This window comes from Streptomyces sp. Sge12, assembly GCF_002080455.1.
Lineage (GTDB): Bacteria > Actinomycetota > Actinomycetes > Streptomycetales > Streptomycetaceae > Streptomyces.
Genome location: NZ_CP020555.1, coordinates 3,101,920 through 3,125,363 on the forward strand (window position 1 = coordinate 3,101,920; position 23,444 = coordinate 3,125,363).

Annotated in this window: 22 protein-coding genes; 15 read left to right on the top strand and 7 right to left on the bottom strand. The window is 72.2% G+C overall.

Annotated elements, in window-relative coordinates; translation table 11 throughout:
- Positions 1-240: 240 nt before the first annotated feature.
- A complete protein-coding gene (locus tag B6R96_RS13500) occupies positions 241-1,944 on the top strand; it encodes a chitinase (protein WP_081522572.1) in 1,704 nt (567 codons plus the stop codon).
- A 125-nt stretch (positions 1,945-2,069) separates the two neighbouring features.
- The gene (locus tag B6R96_RS13505; RefSeq protein ID WP_081522573.1) at positions 2,070-3,407 is read left to right on the top strand and encodes a M14 family metallopeptidase; all 1,338 of its coding nucleotides are present in this window, start codon (positions 2,070-2,072) and stop codon (positions 3,405-3,407) included.
- A gap of 61 nt (positions 3,408-3,468) precedes the next feature.
- Here B6R96_RS13505 and B6R96_RS13510 read toward each other — a convergent pair whose 3' ends face one another.
- Positions 3,469-3,882 (bottom strand): RidA family protein, encoded by a 414-nt coding sequence (locus B6R96_RS13510; protein ID WP_081522574.1) that lies wholly within the window; start codon positions 3,880-3,882, stop codon positions 3,469-3,471.
- Entirely contained in the window at positions 3,879-4,631 is a 753-nt protein-coding gene (locus B6R96_RS13515) for an IclR family transcriptional regulator (RefSeq protein WP_081522575.1), read from the bottom strand. Before B6R96_RS13515 ends, B6R96_RS13510 begins: the two co-directional genes overlap by 4 nt.
- A gap of 166 nt (positions 4,632-4,797) precedes the next feature.
- On the opposite strand from B6R96_RS13515, the gene B6R96_RS13520 reads away from it, so the two are divergent.
- Genes B6R96_RS13520 through B6R96_RS13530 form a run of 3 tightly spaced genes read left to right on the top strand, consistent with a single transcriptional unit; the run spans position 4,798 to position 8,724 of the window.
- Positions 4,798-6,090: an amino acid deaminase gene (locus tag B6R96_RS13520; RefSeq protein ID WP_081522576.1), complete on the top strand. Its 1,293-nt coding sequence runs from the start codon at positions 4,798-4,800 to the stop codon at positions 6,088-6,090.
- A 10-nt stretch (positions 6,091-6,100) separates the two neighbouring features.
- Positions 6,101-7,684: an N-acyl-D-amino-acid deacylase family protein gene (locus tag B6R96_RS13525; RefSeq protein ID WP_081522577.1), complete on the top strand. Its 1,584-nt coding sequence runs from the start codon at positions 6,101-6,103 to the stop codon at positions 7,682-7,684.
- 23 nt (positions 7,685-7,707) lie between these two features.
- The gene (locus B6R96_RS13530) at positions 7,708-8,724 is read left to right on the top strand and encodes a YdcF family protein (protein ID WP_081525092.1); all 1,017 of its coding nucleotides are present in this window, start codon (positions 7,708-7,710) and stop codon (positions 8,722-8,724) included.
- Between the two features lie 75 nt (positions 8,725-8,799).
- On the opposite strand, the gene B6R96_RS13535 is transcribed toward B6R96_RS13530, so the two are convergent.
- Positions 8,800-10,149 (bottom strand): carbohydrate-binding protein, encoded by a 1,350-nt coding sequence (locus B6R96_RS13535; RefSeq protein WP_081522578.1) that lies wholly within the window; start codon positions 10,147-10,149, stop codon positions 8,800-8,802.
- 191 nt (positions 10,150-10,340) lie between these two features.
- Here B6R96_RS13535 and B6R96_RS13540 point away from each other — a divergent pair, with 191 nt between their 5' ends.
- Positions 10,341-10,526: a hypothetical protein gene (locus B6R96_RS13540; protein ID WP_030385746.1), complete on the top strand. Its 186-nt coding sequence runs from the start codon at positions 10,341-10,343 to the stop codon at positions 10,524-10,526.
- On the opposite strand, the gene B6R96_RS13545 is transcribed toward B6R96_RS13540, so the two are convergent.
- Positions 10,514-11,596, bottom strand: coding sequence for a LysR family transcriptional regulator (locus B6R96_RS13545; protein WP_081522579.1), 1,083 nt, complete (start codon positions 11,594-11,596; stop codon positions 10,514-10,516). The genes B6R96_RS13540 and B6R96_RS13545 overlap by 13 nt on opposite strands.
- A gap of 107 nt (positions 11,597-11,703) precedes the next feature.
- Here B6R96_RS13545 and B6R96_RS13550 point away from each other — a divergent pair, with 107 nt between their 5' ends.
- Positions 11,704-12,156 (top strand): nitroreductase/quinone reductase family protein, encoded by a 453-nt coding sequence (locus B6R96_RS13550; protein WP_051779167.1) that lies wholly within the window; start codon positions 11,704-11,706, stop codon positions 12,154-12,156.
- 6 nt (positions 12,157-12,162) lie between these two features.
- Here the strand turns inward: B6R96_RS13550 and B6R96_RS13555 are convergent, their stop codons facing one another.
- The gene (locus B6R96_RS13555; RefSeq protein WP_081522580.1) at positions 12,163-12,714 is read right to left on the bottom strand and encodes a GNAT family N-acetyltransferase; all 552 of its coding nucleotides are present in this window, start codon (positions 12,712-12,714) and stop codon (positions 12,163-12,165) included.
- A 206-nt stretch (positions 12,715-12,920) separates the two neighbouring features.
- Here B6R96_RS13555 and B6R96_RS13560 point away from each other — a divergent pair, with 206 nt between their 5' ends.
- A complete protein-coding gene (locus tag B6R96_RS13560) occupies positions 12,921-13,244 on the top strand; it encodes a hypothetical protein (protein WP_081522581.1) in 324 nt (107 codons plus the stop codon).
- Positions 13,245-14,968: 1,724 nt separating this feature from the next.
- Here B6R96_RS13560 and B6R96_RS13570 read toward each other — a convergent pair.
- Complete coding sequence (locus B6R96_RS13570; RefSeq protein ID WP_030390222.1) at positions 14,969-15,202, bottom strand: hypothetical protein; 234 nt, start codon at positions 15,200-15,202, stop codon at positions 14,969-14,971.
- 530 nt (positions 15,203-15,732) lie between these two features.
- Between B6R96_RS13570 and B6R96_RS13575 the strand changes: the two genes are divergently transcribed.
- From B6R96_RS13575 to B6R96_RS13585, 3 genes are all read left to right on the top strand, one after another.
- Positions 15,733-16,944 carry a pyridoxal phosphate-dependent aminotransferase gene (locus B6R96_RS13575; protein WP_030390223.1) on the top strand — a complete coding sequence of 404 codons (1,212 nt, stop codon included), beginning with the start codon at positions 15,733-15,735 and terminating at the stop codon, positions 16,942-16,944.
- 125 nt (positions 16,945-17,069) lie between these two features.
- Positions 17,070-17,462 (top strand): SCO4983 family protein, encoded by a 393-nt coding sequence (locus tag B6R96_RS13580; RefSeq protein ID WP_030390224.1) that lies wholly within the window; start codon positions 17,070-17,072, stop codon positions 17,460-17,462.
- Between the two features lie 210 nt (positions 17,463-17,672).
- On the top strand, positions 17,673-18,326 hold the full coding sequence (locus B6R96_RS13585; protein ID WP_081522582.1) for an RDD family protein: 654 nt from the start codon (positions 17,673-17,675) through the stop codon (positions 18,324-18,326).
- 58 nt (positions 18,327-18,384) lie between these two features.
- Here B6R96_RS13585 and B6R96_RS13590 read toward each other — a convergent pair whose 3' ends face one another.
- The gene (locus B6R96_RS13590) at positions 18,385-18,807 is read right to left on the bottom strand and encodes a hypothetical protein (protein ID WP_159062094.1); all 423 of its coding nucleotides are present in this window, start codon (positions 18,805-18,807) and stop codon (positions 18,385-18,387) included.
- Positions 18,808-18,950: 143 nt separating this feature from the next.
- Here B6R96_RS13590 and B6R96_RS13595 point away from each other — a divergent pair, with 143 nt between their 5' ends.
- The 4 genes from B6R96_RS13595 to B6R96_RS13610 are packed head-to-tail and all read left to right on the top strand — an operon-like array spanning position 18,951 to position 23,434.
- Positions 18,951-20,045: a substrate-binding domain-containing protein gene (locus tag B6R96_RS13595; RefSeq protein ID WP_237291418.1), complete on the top strand. Its 1,095-nt coding sequence runs from the start codon at positions 18,951-18,953 to the stop codon at positions 20,043-20,045.
- Positions 20,042-21,226: a toxic anion resistance protein gene (locus B6R96_RS13600; protein WP_081522584.1), complete on the top strand. Its 1,185-nt coding sequence runs from the start codon at positions 20,042-20,044 to the stop codon at positions 21,224-21,226. Before B6R96_RS13595 ends, B6R96_RS13600 begins: the two co-directional genes overlap by 4 nt.
- 50 nt (positions 21,227-21,276) lie before the next feature.
- Positions 21,277-22,836, top strand: coding sequence for a substrate-binding and vWA domain-containing protein (locus tag B6R96_RS13605; RefSeq protein WP_107475698.1), 1,560 nt, complete (start codon positions 21,277-21,279; stop codon positions 22,834-22,836).
- Complete coding sequence (locus B6R96_RS13610) at positions 22,823-23,434, top strand: hypothetical protein (RefSeq protein ID WP_081522585.1); 612 nt, start codon at positions 22,823-22,825, stop codon at positions 23,432-23,434. The genes B6R96_RS13605 and B6R96_RS13610 overlap by 14 nt, the downstream gene beginning before the upstream one ends.
- Positions 23,435-23,444: the final 10 nt, after the last annotated feature.

Below are 23,444 nucleotides of genomic sequence, written 5' to 3' on the forward strand. Positions count from 1 at the left end.
CATATCCGCGTCACCCCTGGCAGGGCAGGGCCTTGCGGATTCCCGTGCTGACGGCACGGGTCGCAGCCGGCGGAAACCCGGACAACAGGGATCGCATAGCGGGCCATTTCAAGCCACATCGCAAAGACTCTTGACACAGGGATTGGTCTGGACCAACTTGGCAGCGCACGCCTTGAGTCGGACCCACCCCACTCGGCCCGCCTCTCCCCACACCCCCTTTCTCCCCCCACCGGAGCCCACGTGAACCGCATACGCTCCCTCGCCCTCCCCATCGCCGCCACCCTCACCGCCGGCGCCCTGTCCGCCCTCGCCGCCGGCACCGCACAGGCCGCGGACGTGAACGTCGTCCGCAACGGCGGCTTCGAGTCGGGTCTCGCCAACTGGTCCTGCACCGGCGGAACCGGCGCCTCCGTCTCCTCGCCCGTCCACTCCGGATCGGGCGCCCTGAAGGCCACCCCGGCGGGCCAGGACAACGCCCGCTGCAGCCAGACCGTCACGGTCAAGCCGAACTCGACGTACACGCTGAGCACGCAGGTCCAGGGCAGCTACGTCTACCTGGGCGCGACCGGGACCGGCACCCAGGACGTCTCCACCTGGACGCCCGGGTCGGGCGCCGGCTGGCAGAAGCTCTCCACCACCTTCACCACCGGCCCCGGCACCACCCAGGTCACCGTCTACACGCACGGCTGGTACGGCCAGCCGGCCTACGTCGTCGACGAGTTCAGCGTCTTCGGCCCGGACGGCGGGGGCGGCACCGACCCCGGCCCGTCCGTCCCCGGCGCCCCGGCCGGAGCGGCCGTTTCCGGACAGAGCGCGAGCGCTCTCACCCTTTCGTGGAACGCGGTCGGCTCGGCCACCGGCTATTACGTGTATCAGGACGGCGTCCGCGTGAGGACCGTGACCGGCGGCGCCGCATCCACCCAGATCACCGGGCTCGCGGCCGCGACCTCGTACTCCTTCCAGGTGAGCGCCTACAACGCGGCGGGCGAGGGCCCGAAGTCCGCGCCCGTGACCGGCACGACCACCGGCACCGGCCCGGGTCCGGGCCCCGGCCCGGCCGTCCCCAAGCACGCCCTGACCGGCTACTGGCAGAACTTCAACAACGGCGCGACCGTCCAGCGGATCTCCGACGTCTCCGCGCAGTACGACATCATCGCCGTCTCCTTCGCGGACGCCACGACCACGCCCGGCGCCATCACCTTCAACCTCGACTCGGCCGGCCTCGGCGGCTACACGGTCGACCGGTTCAAGGCCGACATCGCCGCGAAGAAGGCGGCCGGCACATCGGTGATCCTGTCCATCGGCGGTGAGAAGGGGACCATCACGGTCAACGACTCGACCTCCGCGAACAACCTCGCGAACTCCGCGTACGCCCTGATGCAGGAGTACGGGTTCACCGGGATCGACATCGACCTGGAGAACGGCCTGAACCCCACCTACATGACGCAGGCGCTGCGCTCGCTGTCGTCGAAGGCGGGCCCCTCGCTGGTCATCACCATGGCCCCGCAGACCATCGACATGCAGTCCACGCAGGGCGGCTACTTCAGGACCGCGCTCAACATCAAGGACATCCTCACCGTCGTCAACATGCAGTACTACAACAGCGGCTCGATGAACGGCTGCGACGGCAAGGTCTACTCCCAGGGCTCCGTCGACTTCCTCACCGCGCTCGCCTGCATCCAGCTGGAGGGCGGCCTCGACCCCTCGCAGGTGGGCATCGGGGTCCCGGCCTCGCCCAGCGGCGCGGGCAGCGGCTACGTGTCCCCGACGATCGTCAACAACGCCCTCGACTGCCTGACCAGGGGCACCGGCTGCGGCTCCTTCAAGCCGTCGAAGACCTACCCGGGTCTGCGCGGTGCGATGACATGGTCGACCAACTGGGACGCCAAGGCGGGTAGTGCTTGGTCGAACGCGGTGGGTCCGAAGGTCCACGGCCTGCCGTAGGCGGTACGTGTGGGGGTGGCCGGATCGGTTCGGCCGACGCAGCGTGTCCTTGACCGGGACATGCCACGAGAGCACGCTGTGCGCGTCCGCACGGCTACCCCCACACTCCCCACCCAGGAGAACGCATGCGGCTCCATACCCGCCGGAGGGCCGCCGTCACGGCGGCCCTGCTGGCGCTCGCGCTGGGCGCACCCGCCTACGGCATGAGCGCGACGGCTTCCCCTCCGCCCACCCCTTCCACGGCCACCCAGGACGAGGCGATCGTCCAGTACCGGATCCACGGCCCCTCCACCGCCGCCGACCGCACCGCCCTGCTCCGCACGGGCGTCTCGATCGACGAGGTGGACGACCACACGGTCGTGGTCAGCGCCGACACCATGCAGGCCAAGAAGCTCAAGGAGCTGGGCTACCGGCTGACCGCCCTGCCCGGCCCCCCGGACCGCTCCCTGCCCGGTATCGCGGCGAGCCCGATGGACTTCCCCTCGGCGGACTCGAAGTACCACAACTACGCCGAGGCGACCGCCGAAATCAACCAGCTCGTCGCCCAGTACCCCGCGATCGCGAGCAAGCGCGTGATCGGAAAGTCGTACCAGGGCCGGGACATGTTCGCCATCAAGATCAGCGACAACGTCGCGACCGACGAGGCCGAGCCCGAGGTGCTCTTCACCGCCCACCAGCACGCGCGCGAGCACCTGACCGTCGAGATGGCGCTGTACCTGCTCAAGGAGTTCTCCTCCAAGTACGGCACCGACTCCCGGATCACCAACGCGGTCAACGGCCGCGAGATCTGGATCGTCCCGGACCTCAACCCGGACGGCGGCGAGTACGACATCGCCACCGGCTCCTACCGCTCCTGGCGCAAGAACCGGCAGCCGAACTCCGGCTCCTCCTACATCGGCACGGACGAGAACCGCAACTGGAACTACAAGTTCGGCTGCTGCGGCGGCTCCAGCAGCAGCAAGAGCTCCGAGACCTACCGGGGCGCCTCCGCCGAGTCCGCGCCCGAGGTGAAGGTCGTCGCGGACTTCGTCCGCAGCCGGGTGATCGGCGGCAAGCAGCAGATCAAGGCCGCCATCGACTTCCACACCTACAGCGAGCTCGTCCTGTGGCCCTTCGGCTACACCTACAACGACACCGCCCCGGGCCTGACCGCCGACGACCTCGCCGTCTACAAGAAGATCGGCACCAGCATGGCGGCGAGCAACGGCTACACGCCGGAGCAGTCCAGCGACCTGTACATCACGGACGGCACGATCGACGACTGGCTGTGGGGCAACCAGAAGATCTTCTCGTACACCTTCGAGATGTACCCGGAGAGCGGCGGCGGCGGCTTCTACCCGCCGGACGAGGTCATCGACCGCGAGACCGCGCGCAACAAGGACGCGGTGCTCCAGCTGCTGGAGAACGCGGACTGCATGTACCGCTCGATCGGCAAGGAGGCGCAGTACTGCGCCGCTCCGTGACCGTGTGAAGGGGGCGCCCCACCGCCAGGGGGGCGCCCCGCCCGCATGTCCGGGCGCCGCCTCAGCCGAGCACGGCGAGGGCGTCGATCTCGATGAGCAGCCCGGCCGGCAGACCCACGTACACGGTGGTGCGGGCGGCCGGGGCCTCCTTCAGCCCCTGCTCCTCGAAGTAGGCGTTGTAGATGCCGTTCATCTCGGCGAAGTGCCCGGTGTCCGTCAGGTAGACGCGGATCATCATCACGTCGTCCCAGCCCGCACCGCCGGCCTCCAGGACGGAGCGGACGTTCTCCAGCGTCTGGAGGGTCTGCTCGCGCAGCGCGGGCCCCGCGGGGGTGGGCGGCTGCCCCTCGACGTGCGGCAGGTAGCCGACCTGGCCGGCGACCTGGAGGATGTTCCCCTTCCGCACTCCGTGCGAGAACTTCGCGGGCGGTGCGGTGTGCGTGTCGGGCGTGATGGCGATCTTCTGGTCGGTCACGTGCTCTCCTGGGCTCCTGAATAGTCCTGGCTGATGGCATCGGCGGTACGCAGTACCTGCGGCAGCAGTGCGAGCAGCCCCTCGGCGGCGAGGACCACACCGGGCGCGGACACCGACAGGGCGGCGACGACCCGCCCGTCCGGGCCGTGCACGGGCGCCCCGAGGCAGTTGATGGACTCCTCGTGCCCGCCGAGATCGGTGGCCCAGCCCTGTTCCCGTACGAGGTCCAGCTCGCGCAGGAAGGCCGCCGCGTCCGGGGTCGACCGGGCGGTGTAGCGCGGGTACTCGATCCGGTCGGCCAGCGCCCGCCGTTCGGCGTCGGGCAGGTCCGCGAGGAGCAGCTTGGCGACGGCGGCGACCGTGAGGGGCACGGGCCTGCCGATGCGGGAGTACATGCGGACCGGGTAGCGGCTGTCGACCTTGTCGACGTAGACGACCTCGTCGTCCTGGTGCAGGGCGAGGTGCACGGTGTGCCCGGTGGCCCTGTTCAGCTCCATGAGGTGGGGGTGCGCGATGTCCCGCACGTCCAGGTTCTCGATGGCCTCGGCGGCGAGCGCGAAGAGCTGTGCGCCGAGGCGGTAGCGGCCGTCGGTCTGGCGGTAGACGAGGCCGTGCTCGTTCAGGGTGCGCAGGAGGCGCAGGGCGGTGCTCTTGTGCACGCCGAGCGCCTCGGCGACCGCCCCGAGGCCGGCGGGGCTCCCGGCCAGGACCGGGAGGATCCTGAGCGCGCGCTCCACGGACTGGCTCATGCCGCGTCCTTTCGTGACCGTCGCTTCGAACACCGGCTCCGCCGGCGCCCCGGACTCCGCCGCCGCAGCGGCGCCGCACGTTGACCCGCCGTCATGGCGGATGTTAGACAGCACGCAGCGGCACACGCAATGACCGTTGCACATCGCGCAACCCGGAGGTACCCGTATGGCCAGCGACAGCGACCCCGTCAAGGACCTCGCCGACGAACCCGTCGACCACCGGTTCAAGGGCCTCCCCCCGGACGCCCAGACGCACGGCCTCACCGTCGGGCAGCTCGCCGCCGAGCGCCGCGATCTGCACACCGGCGGCTTCACCACCCCCGTCCTGACCCTCGACGCGGACGCGTTGGAGCACAACCTCGCCGCCCTCGGCACCTACGCCGCCCGCCACGACCTGGCCTTCGCCCCGCACGGCAAGACGTGCATGTCCCCCCAGCTGTTCCGGCGTCAGCTGGAGCACGGCGCGTGGGGCATCACCGCCGCCGTCCCCCACCAGGCCCGCGTCTACCGCGCCTTCGGCATCCAGCGGATCTTCCTCGCCAACGAGCTCGTCGATCCAGCCGCCCTGCGCTGGGTCGCGGACGAGCTCGCCGCCGACCCCGGCTTCCGCTTCGTCTGCTACGTCGACTCCGTGCGCGGCGTCCAGCTCATGGACCGCGCCCTCCGGGGCCGGACGCCGGCCGCCCGCATCGACGTCGTCGTCGAGCTCGGCGCCGGCGAGGGGGCCCGCACGGGGGCCCGCACCGACGAGGACTGCCGCGCCGTCGCCGACGCCGTCGCCTCGGCCTCCACCCTGCGCCTGGTCGGCCTGGGCGGCTACGAGGCCGAGGTCCCGGGCGCCGACCCCGACTCCGTCCACGCGTACCTGCGCCGCCTCACCGCGCTGGCCGTCGAGTTCGACAAGGCCGGCCGCTTCCCGGCGGACCTCGACGAGATCGTGGTCAGCGCCGGCGGCTCCGCCTGGTTCGACGCGGTCGCCGACGTCTTCGCCGAGCTCCCGGAGCTCTCCCGCCCGGTCCTCAAGCTGCTGCGCTCCGGCGCGTACGTCTCCCACGACCACGGCTGGTACACCCGCCTGACCCCCTTCAACCGGCACCCCGAAGAGGGCGGCCTGCGCCCGGCGTTCCGGCTGTGGACCCAGGTCGTCTCCCGCCCCTCCCCCACCCAGGCCTTCGTCAACGCGGGCAAGCGCGACATCGCCTACGACCTGGGCCTGCCCGAGGCGGAGCTGGTCCGCGACGCCCTCACCGGCGAGGAGCGCCCCGCCGCCGGGGTCCGCGTGGTCAAACTGTCCGACCAGCACGCCTGGCTGGAGACCGACACGGCCGAGGACGTGCAGGTGGGCGACTGGGTGGCGCTCGGCATGTCCCACCCCTGCACGATCTTCGAGAAGTGGCCGCTGATCCCGGTGGTGGAGGCCGACGGCACCGTCACCGACTACGTCCGCACCTTCTTCTAGGCGCCGGCCGGTGGACCTGGTCATCCGGGGGGCCCGCGTCGTCGACGGCACGGGCGGGCCCTCGTACACCGCGGACGTCGCCGTCCACGAGGGCCGGATCGCCGGCATCGGCCGCATCCCGGGCGGTGCGCGCCGGACCCTCGACGCGCACGGCCTCGCCCTCGCCCCGGGCTTCGTCGACATGCACGCCCACAGCGATCTCGCGCTGCTGCGCGACCCGGACCACCGCGCGAAGGCCGCACAGGGGGTGACCCTCGAAGTCATCGGCCAGGACGGCCTGTCGTACGCGCCCGTCGACGAGCGCACGCTCGGCGAGGTGCGGGCCGCCATCGCCGGCTGGAACGGCCCCGGTGACGACGTGGACTTCGACTGGCGCACGGTCGGCGAGTACCTCGACCGGCTGGACCGCGGCTTCGACGGCGAGGGCATCGCGGTCAACGCCGCCTACCTCGTCCCGCAGGGCACGGTCCGCGCCCACGCCCTCGGCTGGGACGACCGCCCGGCGACCGCCGCCGAGCTGGACCGGATGCGGCAGCTGGTCGCCGACGGCCTGGCACAGGGCGCCGTCGGGCTGTCCTCCGGCCTCACCTACACCCCCGGCATGTACGCCACCGGCGCCGAACTGACCGAGCTGTGCCGGGTCGTGGCCCGCTACGGCGGCTACTACTGCCCGCACCACCGCAGTTACGGCCACGGCGCGCTGGCCGCCTACGCGGAGATGGTCGCGCTCGCCCGGGAGGCCGGCTGCGCCCTGCACCTCGCGCACGCCACCATGAACTTCGGCGAGAACCGGGGCCGGGCCCCCGAACTGCTCGCCCTGCTCGACGCGGCCCTGGCCGACGGCGCCGACATCACCCTCGACAGCTACCCGTACACCCCCGGCTGCACCACCCTCGTCGCGCTCCTGCCCGGCTGGGCGAACGAGGGCGGCCCGGAGGCCGTCCTGGCCCGGCTGCGCGACGACACCCAGTCCGAGCGGATCCGCCGCGCGCTGGAGGTCGAGGGCTCCGACGGCTGCCACGGCGTCCCCGTCGACTGGTCGACGATCGAGATCTCCGGCACCGCCGATCCCGCCCTCGCCCCGCACGTGGGCACGCGCGTGGCCGGCTGGGAGACCGCCCGCCGGCTGCTGCTCGACGACCGGCTCGCGCCGACGATCCTCCAGCACGTCGGCCACGAGGAGAACGTCCGGGCGATCATGCGTCACCGGGTCCACACCGGCGGCTCCGACGGCATCCTCCAGGGCGCCAAGCCGCACCCGCGCGCCTACGGCACCTTCCCCCACTACCTGGGCCACTACGTCCGCGAACTCGGCCTGCTCCCGCTGGAGGAGTGCGTGGCGCACCTGGCCGGGCGTCCCGCGGCGCGCCTGCGGCTGCCCGACCGGGGCCTGGTCCGCACGGGGTACCGGGCCGACCTCGTCCTCTTCGACCCGGACACGGTCGCCGCGGGGTCCACGTACGAGCGGCCCCGCGCGCTGCCCACCGGTATCCCGCACGTTCTGATCGACGGGCGCTTCGTGATGCGCGACGGACGCCGGACGGACGTGCTCGCCGGACGGTCGGTGCGCCGAACCGCCCACGATCTTCGGTAGTTCCGACATCTACGATGGGCGCCATGGTCGCCTTCGTCCTTGCCGCCCTGCTCTTCCTCTCCTTCTGCATAAGCGTCCGGCAGGACCGGCGGCGCTTCAGCAACGCCGTGCTCCTGGGGCTGACTTTCCTCACCGCGTTCTCCGCGCTGTTCCTCCAGGTCGGGAAGCTGCCCACCTGGGCGGCCGTGACGGTCGTCGCCCTCGCCTTCGCATCACCCGCGTTCGGCATCCTGGGGTTGGGCGTCTTCCTCGTCCGCAACGGCATCATCATGATCCGCAAGGAGGGCCTGCGGCCGGCCAACCTGCTGTCCATGCTCGCGGGCCTCGCGATCTTCGCGCTGATCGCGCTGCTGGTCCTCGTCGGCGTGGTCGGCTCGCCCCTCCTCGGCGGCATCGCCGGAACGCTCACCGTGGTCGCCGGCTACGTCTCCTTCGTCTTCTTCTGCTTCCTCGGCTACGCCTTCCTCTACGGCCGGATCAAGGTCCGCGGCGACGTCGACCACGTGGTCATGCTGGGCTCGGGCCTCGTCGGCGGGGACCGCGTGCCGCCGCTGCTGGCCTCCCGCCTGCGCAAGGGGCAGCAGATCTACGAGGCCCAGCTGGCCCGCGGCGGCCGGCCGCCGCTCCTCCTCGTGTCGGGCGGCAAGGGCTCGGACGAGAACGTCTCCGAGGCCAGGGCGATGGCCGACTGGCTGATCGCGCAGGGCGTGCCCGAGCAGCACGTCGTACTGGAGGAGCGCTCCACCACGACCGAGGAGAACATGCTCTTCAGCCGGGACATCATGACGGCGCACGACCCGGCCTACCGGTGCGTGGTGGTCACCAACAACTTCCACGCCTTCCGGGCGGCGATGCTGGCCCGCAAGACCGGCGTCAACGGCCAGGTCCTGGGCTCCCCCACCGCGAAGTACTACTGGCCGAGCGCCACCATCCGCGAGTTCGTCGCGATCTTCTGGGAGCACCGGGTCGTGAACCTGTCGATCTGCGCCCTGCTCACCGTGTTCGGGGCGCTCGGCACGCTGGCGGCGGTCCTCGTCTGACCCGCGCGCACGCGGAGGTGCCGTGACTCCCCCCTTGGCAGTCACGGCACCGGTTCCCGGCCCGGGGCCGGCCGATCAGACCCGCTGCCAGAGCGCCGGGACGTTCGGCGGCTCCCAGCCCGTCTGGGCCTGGTGCCCCTGGATGCAGCGGTAGCTCGCGCCGCCGTGGGTGACGGTGGCGCCGGCCGCGTAGACGGTGCCCGCCTTCCACGTGCCGCCGGGCTCGGGCTCGCCGGGCCCGGGGCCCGGGCCCGGGTCGCTGCCGCTGACCTTGAGGGTGAGGCCGTACGCCGACAGGATCGGGTTCAGCGGCTGGAAGAAGGTGGTGCCGCCGCTGGAGCAGTTGCCGGAGCCGCCCGAGGTGACGCCCTGCGCCTGGCTCCCGGAGATGTAGGAGCCGCCCGAGTCGCCGGGCTCGGCGCAGACCGTCGTGCGGGTCACGCCGGAGATGGTGCCCTCGGGGTAGGTGACGCTGGTGTTGTGCTGCTGGATCGTGCCGCAGTGCCATCCGGTGGTCGATCCGGAACGGCACACCGAGGCTCCGACGGGCTGCAGCACGGAACCGGTGACCTGGACGTTCGCCCCGCCGCTGCCCTTCACGTAGGGGGTGGCGGTCCACTGGGTGTTCGCGGCCACCCAGGCCATGTCGTTGCCGGGGAAGACCGAGGCCTGGAACGACCCCTGGGCGACCTGGTTGAAGCCGCTGGTGGTGGTCCCGGCGCGGCCGCAGTGCCCGGCGGTGGCGAAGCCGTTCGTGGCGCCCTTGGTCACGGGGAAGCCCACGGAGCAGCGGCCGCTGCCGTTCATGTAGTACGCGTCCCCGCCGCGCAGGTCGTACAGCGGGCGGGGGGCCTCGGCCGTACGGACCACCGTGACCCGGTCGGCGCCGGTCCCGGTGGCGGCCAGCAGCGCGGCCGCCGCCCCCGCCTCGGTCTCCTCGACGACCAGGGTGTTGGAGCGCGGGTCGACGTAGCGGACCGGGGTCGCGGGGCCGGCGGCCCGGTCCAGTGCGGCCCGGTCGGCATCCAGGTCGGCCAGGGTGCGGGTGACCAGCTTCGCCCGGGCGCCGGTGGCCCGTATCGCGGCGGTGTCGGCGGCCCGGGTGGTGGCCACGGTGAGGATGGCGGCGTCGGCGCCGTCCACCCACGCCCCGGCGAAGGCGGCGCCGAGCCGGTCCCGCAGCCGGGCGGCGGTGGCCCCCGCCTCGGCCTCGTGGGCGAGGCGCGCCTTGGCCTGCGTGGGGGTCAGGCCGAGGTCGCGCTGCATGGCGGCGAGCAGCTCGGGCGGGGCGTCCGCGGTACGCAGGGTGACCGCCGCGGAGGGTGCGGCGGGGGCGGAATCGGCGGTGGCGCCGCCGGTGGCGGCCAGCAGCAGCCCGGCCGCGGCCAGGGCGGTACACGCCGCGCGGGCGTGTCGCTTGGGCATGGGGGATCTCCTCGGTTTCCGGTGGGGGTCTGCGGAAACCGTAGAAATCCGAACCGCCGTGCGGGAGCTGCCGGTTGGCCCCTCCCCCGGTGTTATGCCCGGGACCGTCCGGCGGCCCGCCCGCGGTCGAGGTGCGTTCATGGGGCGGCGGTCGGAGGATGGGGCCAGGGGAAAACCGCAGGAGGTACGCGATGGTCAGTGAACCCGACGAGCAGCCCACACGGTCGGACCGGCTCTTCACGGGCGGGGAGCGACCGTACGACCCCGAGGACCTCGTGATGGCGACGGGCCACGACCCGACTCCGGAGCGGGTCGAGAAGGCCCGGATGCTGATCGAGAAGGAGGGCCCGCAGGTCATCGAGCGCTATCTGCCGTAGGTGCCCGGCCCTCGGGTACCCGGCGCCTTCATGCTCGGGCGCGCCGGTACCCGGGTGCGGCCCGCGGCTTCAGCGCGATACGGATGCTGCCGAAGCTCCGCCCCGGGGTCGCCCCCCGGGGCGGGGTCGTCCGCTGCCCGCCGCCCCGGCGGCGGCCCGCCGGCCGATCCCTCCAGGGCCTGCGCGTGCGCGGCCCGGGCGTGCTCCAGTACCTCCGCGGCCCGGGCCGCGGCACGCGCCGCGGGATGCCACCCCAGCAGGTGCCGCCACATCAGCGGTGTCCCGGCGAGCGGCCGGGTGACCACCCCGGGGGTCATCGGGAAGGTGGCCCGGCACAGCCCGACGGCCCGCCCCACCTGCACCAGGTGCACGCAGGAGGCGGTGTCGGTCTCGTAGACGCAGGCGGGCGTGAACCCGGCGCGCACGCAGGCCGCGGCGAAGCAGTCGCCGAAGCACCCGTCGCCGGGGACGTCCGTCCAGGCCTCGGCCGCCAGCTCGGCGAGCTCGATCTCCGCGCGCGGGGCCAGGGCGAGGGGATGGTCCTCGGCGAGCATCACGTGCACGGGATCGCGCGCCACCTCCATCCAGGCCAGCCGCCCCGGCTCGGGCGGTGCGCTCTCCCCGCAGACGCCGACCAGCGCGAAGTCCAGGCGCCCCTCGGCGACGCTCCCGGCGATGTCCTTCTCGGACCAGGAGGTGTACGTGGTGACGGGCACCCCCGGTTCCCGGTGCGCGAGCCGGTCCACGAGCCCGCCGAGCAGCGGCCCGTGCGTGCCGCCGAGGCGGTGGCCCGGCGTCCCCTGCCGGGCGAAGCGCTGGGCGTCCTCCTGCAGCTCGCACACGGCGGGCAGCAGCACCCGGGCCCGCTCCAGCACCAGCTCCCCGAGCGCGGTGGCCCGTACGCCCTCGCGGCCGCGCACGAACAGGGTCCCGCCCAGCGCGCGCTCGATGCGCTTCAGCTGTGTACTGAGCGCGGGCTGCGCGAGGCCGAGCGCGGTGGCGGCCCGGGTCAGGCTCCCGGCGTCGGCGACGGCCCGGACGATCTTGAGGTGTCTCAGCTCCAGATCCATGGGCCGAGCTTGGTCCAGACCTGTAGGCATGCGCTACGGGTCGGGCGCATCCAGAATCGTTAATGCTCGTTAGCCACAGGGGGGACACGACCCTAAGGACGGGAAAAATGCACGCACTCGACGTCGACTGGGAACACCCCACCGACCCGCGCCCCGGCCCCCGGCTCGACCACGTCCGCGCCTACGTGACCACCGCCGGAGCCGACGGGCACCTCTGGCACGGGGTACCCACCCTCCTGCTCACCACGCTCGACCGCGACAGCGGCCGCACCCTGCGCACCCCGCTGATCTACTGCGAGGACACCGGCCGCCACCTCGTCCTGGCCTCCGCCGACGGCGCCCCCGAGCACCCCCGCTGGTACCGGAACCTCACCGCCCACCCGGAGGTCCGCCTCCAGGTCGGCGCCGCGTCCTTCATGGCGCGGGCGCGCACCGCCACGCCCGGCGAGCGGGAGATGTACTGGGAGATGATGACGGCCCTGTGGCCCCCGTTCGAGGACGACCGCGCCGCGGCCCGGCCCCGTGAGATCCCGCTGGTGATCCTGGAGCACACGGACTGACCGCCCTCAGAACGTCGGCGCGGCCACCGCCCCGTACGTGCGCCCGCCCGCGACGAACTCGCCCAGCGGGACCATGCCGAAGCCGTCGACGTGCACCTTCCAGGACGGCACGTTCCCGGCCTCGATGAAGGCGACCACGACGTCGGCGCGCTCCGAGGCGGCCGCCACCGCCATGGTGAACAACGCCCGGGCCACGCCGCGACCCCGGTACGCGGAGTCGACCACGACCGGCCCGTAGAGCAGCCACCGCGCCTCGGCCAGGGGCCGCCCCTGCCACTCCAGGACGCCCTGCGCCCCGAGCAGGCCCGCGACCGGTGGCGGCGGATCGGCCAGGGCCGTGGGCACGGAGAGCGCGAGGAGGCCGGCGATCCGGCCCGCGTCGTCCGCGACCAGCAGCTCGCGCGCGCCGGCCATCGCCCGCAGCGCGCCGACGTCGAACCGGCCCTGCACGAACCCCTGCTCCGCCCGCTGCCGCTCGGTCAGCGCGTCGTGGTGGTTGGCGGCGAAGAGCTCCGCCATGGCGGGCGCATCGGCCTCGGTGGCGTACCGGTACTCCATCCCGCGATCGTGCCACGCCCCCGCCGCCGGGCCCTGCCGCCGACACCGGAGCCTCCGGGTGACAGCACCCTGCGTGAAGCGCGCACCGAGCGTGCACCGAGCGTGCGCCGGACGCGCATTGAACGTGTTCAAATCATCTGACAGGATGGCGTCGACGACCCCGCCGCACCGGCGGGGACGCACATCCGTCCGGAGGTCAGCGCGCCGTGCTCATCGCCTTCCTTCTCTTCGTGATCCTGGGCGTGATCGTGACCACCGCCCCGGGTGCGCTCCTGGGGTACGGGTGCGTCGCGGCGAGCGGCAGCATGTCGCTCGCCGCGAGGATCGGGCTGCTGCTGTTCATGGCCGGGGCCTCGGCAGCGACGTGGCTGACCCTCCCGGGGATCTCGCACATGTGGCGGCCGGCCGCCGCGGTCCTGTCGTTCGCCGCGACGGCCGCCTCGGGAGCCCTGTTCCTCACGATCGACACCCACAAGCACCGCGCCCCCCGCACCCCACACCCGGCATGGCAGGCCCGCACCCCGCACTGACCCGGGGCGAGGGGGCGGGGGCGGGGTCGGGCGGGGTCGGTTGGGTGGTGGGGGGCTTTGGTGAGCGGGAGCCACTGGGCCGGTAGTCAGAGATGTGTATGGGGGTTTCCCGTCAGTCTCATCGTCTCTCCGTGTCGGGCCGGTCCCTCAAGGGCGCTCGTTCCTCGCGTCGCTTCGCGATTTCGCTGCGCTCAACCCTTGACCGACCGTCCCGCCCCGGACATACGAAGACTGCCGGGAAACCCCCAAAGGAACGGGCCGGGCCAAGTCTTTAGAGACGGGGACATCAGAGACCCGCGAGCGGGCCGGGGCTGGGCACGCCCCGGAGGCGGGCCCACCCGAAGCCACCTCCCGGGTCGGGGGAAGCGCAGCAAATCGCTACGCGCTCCTCACCTCTCAGCGTCCGACGACCGTCTTGGGTTGGACATAGGCCGCCCACGACCCGTGGCGCTCCTCAGTCACGCGTCCGACGACGGTCCGGGGTTGGGCACAGGCCGCCCACGACGTCGGTTCGAGGCTCGACATGCGTCCGAGGACCGCCTTGGGCTGGGCATAGGCCGCCCACGGGCCGTTGGTGCTCCTCGATGACTGCGACTGCCGCCTGCTTGGGGTGGAAAGGCGTGGGACAGCGGCTATTTCGTCGTGGATGCGGGTCAGGGCACGTGGATGCCGCAAAAGGCCGACAGTTTGCCCCAATTGCCCCTGCCTGTGCCCCTGTTTGTGGGCTCGGTCCGGCGCTGACCCGGATCCACGACGAAATAGCCGAAGGATCGGCCGTCAGCCCCTCCCAACGACCCAAGACGGTCGCCGGACGCGTGACCGAAGAGCACCAAGGGTCCATGCACGGCTTGCATCCAGCGCCAGGTGGTCGTCGGACGCGTGCCCGAGGAGCGCAGCAGGTCGTGGGCGGCCTGTGCCCGGCTCAAGGCGGTCGTCGGGCGCATGGTCGAGGAGCGCCAGCGGGTCGTGGGCGGCTTATGCCCAACCCCAGACGGTCGCCAGGCGCGTGATCGAGGAGCGCCAGCGGGTCGTGGGCGGCTTATGCCCAACCCCAGACGGTCGCCAGGCGCGTGATCGAGGAGCGCCAGCGGGTCGTGGGCGGCTTATGCCCAACCCCAGACGGTCGTCGGACGCTGAGACGCGAGAAGCGCCAATCGTCCGTGGGCGGCCTATGTCCGGCTCAAGACGGGCTGGAGACGCTGAGGAGTGAGGAGCGCGTAGCGATTTGGTGCGCCCACCGACCCGGCAGGTGGCTTCGGGTGTGCCCGCCTCGGGGGCGTGCCCACGCCCGGCGTGCTCGCGGGTCTCTGATGTGCCCGTCCCTGGAAAGGAACGCCCGGCCCGTTCCTTTGGGGGTTTCCCGGCAGTCTTCGTATGTCCGGGGCGGGACGGTCGGTCAAGGGTGGCCGAAGGCCATCGCGAAGCGACGCGACGACGAAGGAGGAGCGCCCTTGAGGGACCGGCCCGACACGGAGAGACGATGAGACTGACGGGAAACCCCCATACGCGTCCCTGACTACCGGCCCAGCAGGTCCCGCCCCTGAAGCCCCGCCCCCGCATCCGGCCCCGCCCGACCACAACCCCGCTCACCAACGCCACCCCGCACCAACCGACCCCGCCCGGCCACACCCCCGCCCGCCAACGCCACCCCGCGCATCCCGACCCCGACCGACCGACCCCGACCGACCCCGCCCGCCCGACCCCGCCCCGCCCCTACCCCGCCCTCACAAGTACTCGCGGGCGAATTCCACCGCCCATTCCACCGCGGCCAGCGGGACGCTGCCCGAGTCGGGGGCTATCGCGAGGCGGGCCGACTCCCAGTCCTGGTCGTGGTCGCGGAAGATCGCGAAGTGGCCCTCCTCCACCACCCCTTCCGGCCTGACCAGGAACTCGATCGCCCGGTCGTCGCCATCCGTGCCGACCGTGGCGATCTCCATGTCACCGACTACGAAAACCACTGTCTCGCGCCCCTCAGTTGCCGCCGTTCAGGACCACCGGCAGGAGCAGGCCCGCAAGGACCGCCCCCGCCGCCACCGGGGGTCCGCCGCGGCGGCGATGACCGCGCCGCCCCGGCTTCCGCTCGCCCGGTGCATGCGCCCAGCCTCCACCGCGACACCGGCGCCCGCATGAGTGCGCGTACTCATCCCGCATACTCATGCGGATATCCATCGACGTACTCACCCCACGCACTCGGGCCCGCACTCGGGCCCGCACTCGGGCCCACACCCGCCCGCACCCGCGCCCCGCACCCGTGCGGCGTACCCGACGCCCCCGATCTTGGTCGGTACCCGGGGTGACGAGCGCAACACCATGCGCTGCCGGCCACCCCCGCTCCACCCATTCCGCAGGTCGGAGCGTGGGCGCGGCCCCGGATTCCAAGGAGGGACCGCGCTCCTGCCCACCCATTGCCCGAAGTGGGACAAATCGCCCCCGGACCTCTCTTCGAAAACGCACGTCACGCTCGCACCCGGGCCCGTAAGCTCCCGTCATGCAGGTGATCCAGTCAACCAAACTCGCCAATGTCTGTTACGAGATCCGCGGCCCCGTGCTCGAAGAGGCGATGCGGCTCGAAGCAGCAGGTCATCGCATCCTCAAGCTCAACACGGGCAACCCCGCGGCCTTCGGCTTCGAGTGCCCGCCGGAGATCCTTGAGGACATGCTCCGCAACCTGGGCTCCGCCCACGGTTACGGCGACGCGAAGGGGCTGCTCTCCGCGCGCCGCGCGGTCATGCAGCACTACCAGACCAAGGGCATCGACCTGGACGTCGAGGACATCTACCTCGGCAACGGCGTCTCCGAGCTGATCCAGATGTCGATGCAGGCGCTGCTCGACGACGGCGACGAGGTCCTGGTCCCCGCGCCGGACTACCCGCTGTGGACCGCCTCCGTCTCCCTCGCCGGCGGCACGGCCGTGCACTACCGCTGCGACGAGCAGTCCGACTGGATGCCCGACCTCGCCGACATCGAGCGCAAGGTCACCGATCGCACCAAGGCGATCGTCATCATCAACCCGAACAACCCGACCGGCGCCGTCTACGACGAAGAGATGCTGCGCGGGCTGACGGACATCGCGCGCCGCCACAACCTGGTCGTCTGCTCGGACGAGATCTACGACCGGATCCTGTACGACGGCGCCGTGCACCACAACACCGCCGCCATCGCCCCCGACCTGCTGACGCTGACCTTCAACGGGCTCTCGAAGAACTACCGCGTCGCCGGCTACCGGGCCGGCTGGATGGCGGTCTGCGGCCCCAAGAAGCACGCCTCCTGCTACATCGAGGGCCTCACGGTCCTGGCGAACATGCGCCTGTGCGCGAACATGCCCTCGCAGTACGCCGTGGCCACCGCGCTCGGCGGCCGGCAGTCCATCGAGGACCTGGTCCTGCCCGGCGGGCGGATCCTGGAGCAGCGCAACGTCGCGTACGACCTGCTCACCAAGATCCCGGGCGTCACGTGCGTGAAGCCGAAGGGCGCACTGTACGCGTTCCCCAAGCTGGACCCGTCCGTCTACAAGATCAAGGACGACCGGCAGATGGTCCTCGACCTGCTGCGGGCCGAGAAGATCATGGTGGTGCACGGTACGGGCTTCAACTGGCCCGAGCCCGACCACTTCCGGATCGTGACCCTGCCGAACGCCAAGGACCTGGCCGACGCGGTGACCCGGATCGGGAACTTCCTCGACGGTTACAGCCAGCTGTAGTCGCGTACGTGTGCGGTCTCGCCGGCGTCCACCCGGCGAGACGCGCCGCCCAGCAGCAGGATTCAGCTCAACTTTAGAACCGATCCAATGTAGGATGGTCTCCTGACCACGCAGGAGGCCACCTCATGTACGAGCCGATCCGCACGAAGCCGGTCGTCCACCGCATGGGCACCGCTCCGGCCGAGTACCCGCACAGCAGCCGCGCCGAAGCGCTGGACATCCAGCTCGCCGGCCACCTCGCCGCCCTTCTCGCCGTCACCGACGAGCTCGGGCTCGACGAGAGCGCGGCCGAGATCGCCGCGCAGGTCGCGCGACTGCGCGGGGCCCAGCCCGCCCGCGCGCCGCGGCACTCCGCCGAGGACGCCGCCGCGCTGCACCAGCGCGCCCACGACCTCGCCGCCCGCGCGCTCCTCGTCGCCGCGTCCCGCGCCGACACCACCGTCGCGATCCTCGCCGCGGAGCGCATGGACGCGCACGCCGCCGCCCTGAAGTCCACGGACCTGGCCGGCGCCCTCTAGACGGCCCCGGTCCGGGGCCGCGGAGGCTCCGGACCGGGTGCCACAGCCCGTGCCCGCGAGCCCGCGGCAGGGGCGGAAATTGGACAGATTCCGGTGCTCCGAACACGATGAGGGCTGAAAGATCGCGGCAGCACGGGGGAGGCCGCTCCACATGGTCAATCTCCTCCGCTCCGCTTCGTCCCCGTTCGAGCATTCTGGAGAGATTCGCCCATGAGCTTCGGCGATCCGAACAATCCCTACGGCCAGCAGCCCCCGCAGGGCCAGCCCGGCCACCCGCAGCAGGCCCCGCAGGGTGTCCCCCCGCAGTACGGCTACCCGCAGCAACCGCCGCAGGGCGCCGCCCCGCAGTACGGCTACCCCCAGCAGGCCCCGCCGCCGTACGGCGCCTACCCGCCGCCGGGGATGCACGCGCCGGGCATGCCGGGCTCGGGGATGCCGCCGCTGGCCCACTGGGGTCTGCGCGTCGGCGCGTACCTGCTCGACCTGCTGATCATCGCGGGTCCGATGTACGCGCTGGTCGGTCTCGCCGCGGCCCTCGGCGGCAACGAGTCGGGTCAGGCGATCGCCGGCATCTTCAGCATCCTCGGCTTCCTGTACCTCATCGGCATGGCCTTCTACCAGCTGTACCGGGAGGGCTCCACCGGCCAGTCCTTCGGCAAGAAGATCGTCGGCATCAGCCTGCACCGTGAGGCTGACGGGGCGACGATCGGCTTCGGCATGGCGTTCGTCCGCAAGCTGGCGCACTTCCTCGACGGCATCGCCTGCTACATCGGCTACCTGTGGCCGCTGTGGGACGAGAAGAAGCAGACCTTCGCGGACAAGGTGTGCAGCACCGTCGTCATCAAGGTGAACAACAACGGCTGACCCGCCGCACGGTGAGGACCGGTGGCGACGCCCTGCCCGCACGCCGCTCCGCGGCGCTTCAGGCCGCCCGCGCGAACTCCGCGCCGGCGATCCCGCACCAGGGCACCGTCGCCACCGGCCACACCGGGCCGACCGCCTCCCCGTACTCGGTCGCGCCCGGGGCCACGCCCGGGATCCTCACCAGTGCCTGCGCGGCCCGCCCGGCCGGGTCCGCCTCTGCGCGGTCGCGGAACTCGACCGTGACGACGTACGCGCCGGGGCCCTCGGCGCGCCCCGTCGCCTCCACCGCGGCCACCACCCGGCGGCTGGCCGGATCGATTCGGCACCCGGTGACCCGTACGTCCTCCACCGCCGCCCGCGGCGGTGCCTGCGGCGGATCGCCGCCGCTCGCCCACACGTACAGAGCCAGCGGGGCGAACACCAGCAGCCCGGCCACGGTCACCAGGCCGACCAGCCAGCCCTGCCACTTCAACGCGCTCACGACCATGCCCCGATCCTCCCGGGCCGCCGCCCCGCCCACCAGCACCCACGGGCCCACACAGCATTTCGAAGTGGGACCGCCTGGACACCTGACGTTCATTCGACTCGTCGCGGAATGTGGGTTTCCGCGAGCACGCTGCACCCGTGAGACGCATCCTAGGAATCGTCCTGGGCCTCCTCCTGATCGGCGGCGTGCTCTACGTCGTCGCGTTCCAGGGGAAGGGTCACCCAGAAACCACGGCAACGAAGACCGTGCGTGGCGTCATCGGCTCGGAGAAGTCCGAATTCTTCCGCGACCCCGACGTCGTCAAGACCCTTGCCGCCAAGGGTTACACCGTGAAGACGGAGACCTCCGGCTCCTGGGCGATGGACCAACTCGCCCTCAAGGAGTTCGACTTCGCCTTCCCCAGCAGCAGTGAACCCGCCAAGGAGGTCGCGGCCGCCGCCGGGCTCAAGGGAGCCCAGGAGACCAAGCCCTTCTTCTCCCCGCTCGTCGTCATCGCCCGGCCGGGCGCCGCCCGGGTGCTGGCCGACAACGGCCTCGCCCGGATGACCGGCAAGAACTCCGGGACCCTGCTCATGGGCCCCTACCTCAAGGCCGCCGGCGAGGACCGCACCTGGCAGCAGCTGCCGGGCTCCGCGGCGCACGCCGAGCTGACCGGCACGGTGTTCATCAAGACCACCGACCCGGCCTCCTCCAACTCCGGCGCCCTCTTCCTCGCCGCCACGTCCAATGTCGCGAACGGCAACACCGTGGTCGCCGACGAGGCCGGCATCGCCCGCACCGCGCCCCTGATGCGCAAGCTGATCTCCGTCCAGGGCGCGCTGGAGCCCAGCACCGACGACCCGTTCCGGGCCTTCATCAGCGGCAGCGGCGAACCGCTGATCCTGGTGTACGAGTCCCAGGTGGCCTCGCTGCTGATGCAGCACCAGGATCCGGGCGACATGGTCGTGCTCTACCCGGACACCACCGTCAACTCGGCGCACACCTTCGTGCCGCTGACCGAGCAGGCGAAGGAGCTGGGCTCCCTCCTCGCCACCGATCCCAAGCTGCGCGAGCTGGCCGTGCTCCACGGGTTCCGCCCGCAGGAGGGCGTGGCCGAGTTCACCGCGGCGACCGCACCGCACACCGCCTACCTCAACACGGGTCTGACCGGCATCCGCCAGGTCGGCACACCCACCGTCAAGATCCTGATGGCGCTGGCCCGGCGCGCCAAGGGCCAGGGGGACACGCCATGACACTGACACCGCCCGAGGACACGTCCTTCCACCTGAGCCCTCCGGAGCCCGTCGCCCCCGTACGCAGGGAACAGGCCGCCGGGCTGGTTCCGCTCCAGGACGGCGTCCGTGAGGAGATGGCCCGCCGGGCCGGGGAGTACGTGGGCTCGCTCGCCGCGATCGACGCCCGCTCCCCCGAGTTCGCCCAGCGCATCGGCGAGATAGCCGGACTCGGCTCGGCCGACATCCGTACCGCCGCCCAGCAGTCCAACCGGATGCTGGAGCGGACCGTGCGCTCGCTGGGCTCCGACGGCGGCGGCGACGCCCAGGCGCGCGTCGCCGGGTCGCTGGTCGAGCTGCGCCGCACCGTCGAGGACCTCGATCCGCGGGACACGCCGGGCAAGGGCTTCAAGGGGATCCTCTCGAAGCTGGGCGGCAACAGGTTCCGCGACCACGTCGCGAAGTACGCCTCCTCGCAGGCCACCCTCAACAGGATCGTGGGCGCGCTGCGCAGCGGCCAGGACGAGCTGCGCCGCGACAACGCGGCCCTGCACACCGAGCGTTCGCGCCTGTGGGAGACCATGGGCAAGCTCCAGGAGTACGCCGTCCTCACCGAGGCCCTGGACGGTGCTGTCGAGCAGCGGATCGCCGAGGCGGAACACACCGATCCGGGGGCGGCCGACGCGATGCGCGCGGACGTGCTCTTCCCGGTCCGGCAGAAGCACCAGGACCTGCTGACGCAGCTGGCCGTGTGCGCGCAGGGCTATCTGGCGATGGACGTGGTCCGGCGCAACAACGACGAGCTGATCAAGGGCGTCGACCGGGCCGCCACCACCACCGTGTCCGCGCTGCGGATCGCGGTGATGCTGGCTTCGGCCCTCGACAACCAGCGCAAGGTGATCGAGCAGGTCAACGCCCTGAAGGGGACCACCGAGGAGCTGATCCGGGGCAACGCGGAGATGCTGTCCACGCAGAGCGGTGAGATCCAGCGGATCGCGGCCGATCCGGCGGTGGGCGTGGAGACGCTGCGGACGGCTTTCGCGCAGATCTACCGGACGCTGGACGCGATCGACGCGTTCAAGGTGCAGGCGGCACAGAACATGGCGGCGACGGTGGAGTCGCTGGCCGGGGAGTTGCAGACGGCGTCGGCGCACCTCGCGAGGACGCGGACCGCCGATGCGCTCGAGGGGGGTTCCCGGTGAGGGCGGTGCGCCGCCCGCGCGGCTGGATCTGTTTCGCTCTCGCCGCCCTGATGGCCGCGACGGGCTGCACCGCCGACGGGTCCGCCGGGCCGGAGGAGTCGAAGTACAAGGAGGGGCGCCTGCGGGTGCTGGCCTCCAGCGAGCTCAGCGACATGGAGCCGGTGCTGAAGGCCGCCGAGGCGGCCACCGGCGTCGGTGTCGAGCTGACCTGGTCCGGGACGCTGGACGCCGCCGAGCAGGTCGCCTCGGGGACCGCGGACGGCACGTACGACGCGATCTGGCTCTCTTCCAACGACTACCTGCGGCTGCGGCCGGAGGCGGCCGGGAAGCTCTCCAGCGAGACCCCGGTGATGTCCTCGCCGGTCGCGCTCGGGGTGAAGCCGGAGGCGCTGGCGCGGCTCGGCTGGAAGCCCGGGGAGGTGACCTGGCCGGCGGTGCACGAGGCCGTCGCCGCGGGGAGGCTGACGTACGGGATGACGGACCCGGTGCGCTCCAACTCGGGTTTCTCGGCGCTGGTGTCGGTGGCCTCGGGGCTGTCGGGTGCGCAGGCGGCGCTGAGCGACGCGGACGTGAAGGCGGCCGCGCCGCGGCTGAAGGAGTTCTTCGCCGGGCAGAAGCTGACCTCGGGTTCCTCGGGCTGGCTCGTGAGCGCCTACGCCAAGCGCGGGGACGTGGACGCGCTGGTGAACTACGAGTCGGTGCTGTTGTCCATGAACCGGGACGTGAAGGGCGCCGGGGCTCCGCTGACGGTGATCCGGCCGCGCGACGGGGTGGTCACCGCCCACTATCCGCTGACGCTGCTGACCTCGGCCCCGGCCGGGGCCCGTGATGCGGGGCGGGCGCTCACGGAGTATCTGCGTGGTCCCGAGGCGCAGAAGGCGATCACCGAGCAGACCTTCCGCCGCCCGGTGGCGGCCGGGGTGGCGCCGGCCGCGGGGCTGGACGCCGAGAAGCGGCGCGAGCTGCCCTTCCCGGGGTCGCGGTCGGTCGCCGACGGGCTGCTGGCCTCGTACGAGAACGAGCTGCGCCGGCCCTCGCGGACGGTGTACGTCCTGGACACCTCGGGTTCGATGAGCGAGGAGGACCGGATCGGGCGGCTGAAGTCGGCGCTCACGGATCTGACGGGCTCGGGCAGTTCGGGTACCGGGCAGCGGTTCCGGGACCGGGAGGAGGTGACGCTGCTGCCCTTCGGGTCGAAGGTGAAGAAGGTGCGCACGCACGTCGTCGAGCCCGGTAATCCGGGTCCGGCCCTGGATGCGATCCGGGGGGACGTGAAGTCGCTGGAGCCGGAGGGGGGTACGGCGGTGTACGGGAGCCTGGAGGCGGCGTACCAGCACCTCGGCCAGGGCGCCGCGGACGCGTTCACCTCGATCGTGCTGATGACGGACGGCGAGAACACCGAGGGCGTCGGGGCGGGGCACTTCGGCTCCTTCTACGCGGCCCTGCCGCCGGCGCAGAAGCAGACGCCCGTCTTCGCGGTGCTGTTCGGCGACTCGGACCGCAAGGAGCTCACCCGCATCACGGAACTGACCGGCGGGCGGCTGTTCGACGCCACGGGCGGGACCGGTTCGCTGGCCGGAGCCTTCGAGGAGATCCGTGGCTACCAATAGGGCGCGCCGGGTTCTCGGTCAACTGGAGTCGAGGAAGAACCTGGCGGGCTCCGCCTGCGGCCTGGTCGGGCTGGGCCTGACCCTCGCCGGGGTGGCCGGCGCGTACTGGCCGGTGGTGATCGCCGGGCTGTACGGGGCGGGCGCGCTGATCGCCCCGCCGGAGCGGGTGGCGCCGCCGCCCTTCGACCCGAGCGAGGAGGTCGGCGCCCTGCGCGCGGACTTCACGCGGCTGCGGGAGTACCTGGGCGAGGTGGAGCTGCCGGCGACGGCCGCGGCCAGGTGGACGGGGCTGCTGGAGCTGTACGGGGCGCTGCTGGAGCCGGGGTGGGTGGCGCAGGTGCTGGCCACCGAGCCGGAGGCCGTGCACGCGCTGTCGCGGGCGATCCGGCGGGACGTGCCGGAGTGCGTGGACACGTACAACCGGACGCGCTGGTGGAACCGGCTCACGCCGGGCGGGGAGTCGCCGGAGCGCCATCTGGAGCGTCAGCTGGACCTGTTGTACGCGGAGGCGGAAAGCGTGACGGCGGACCTCCGCGAAGCAGAGGCCCGCCGTCAGCAGACGCACACGGCCTACCTGGAGGAGCGCGGACGCTCTTGAGGTCGGTCAT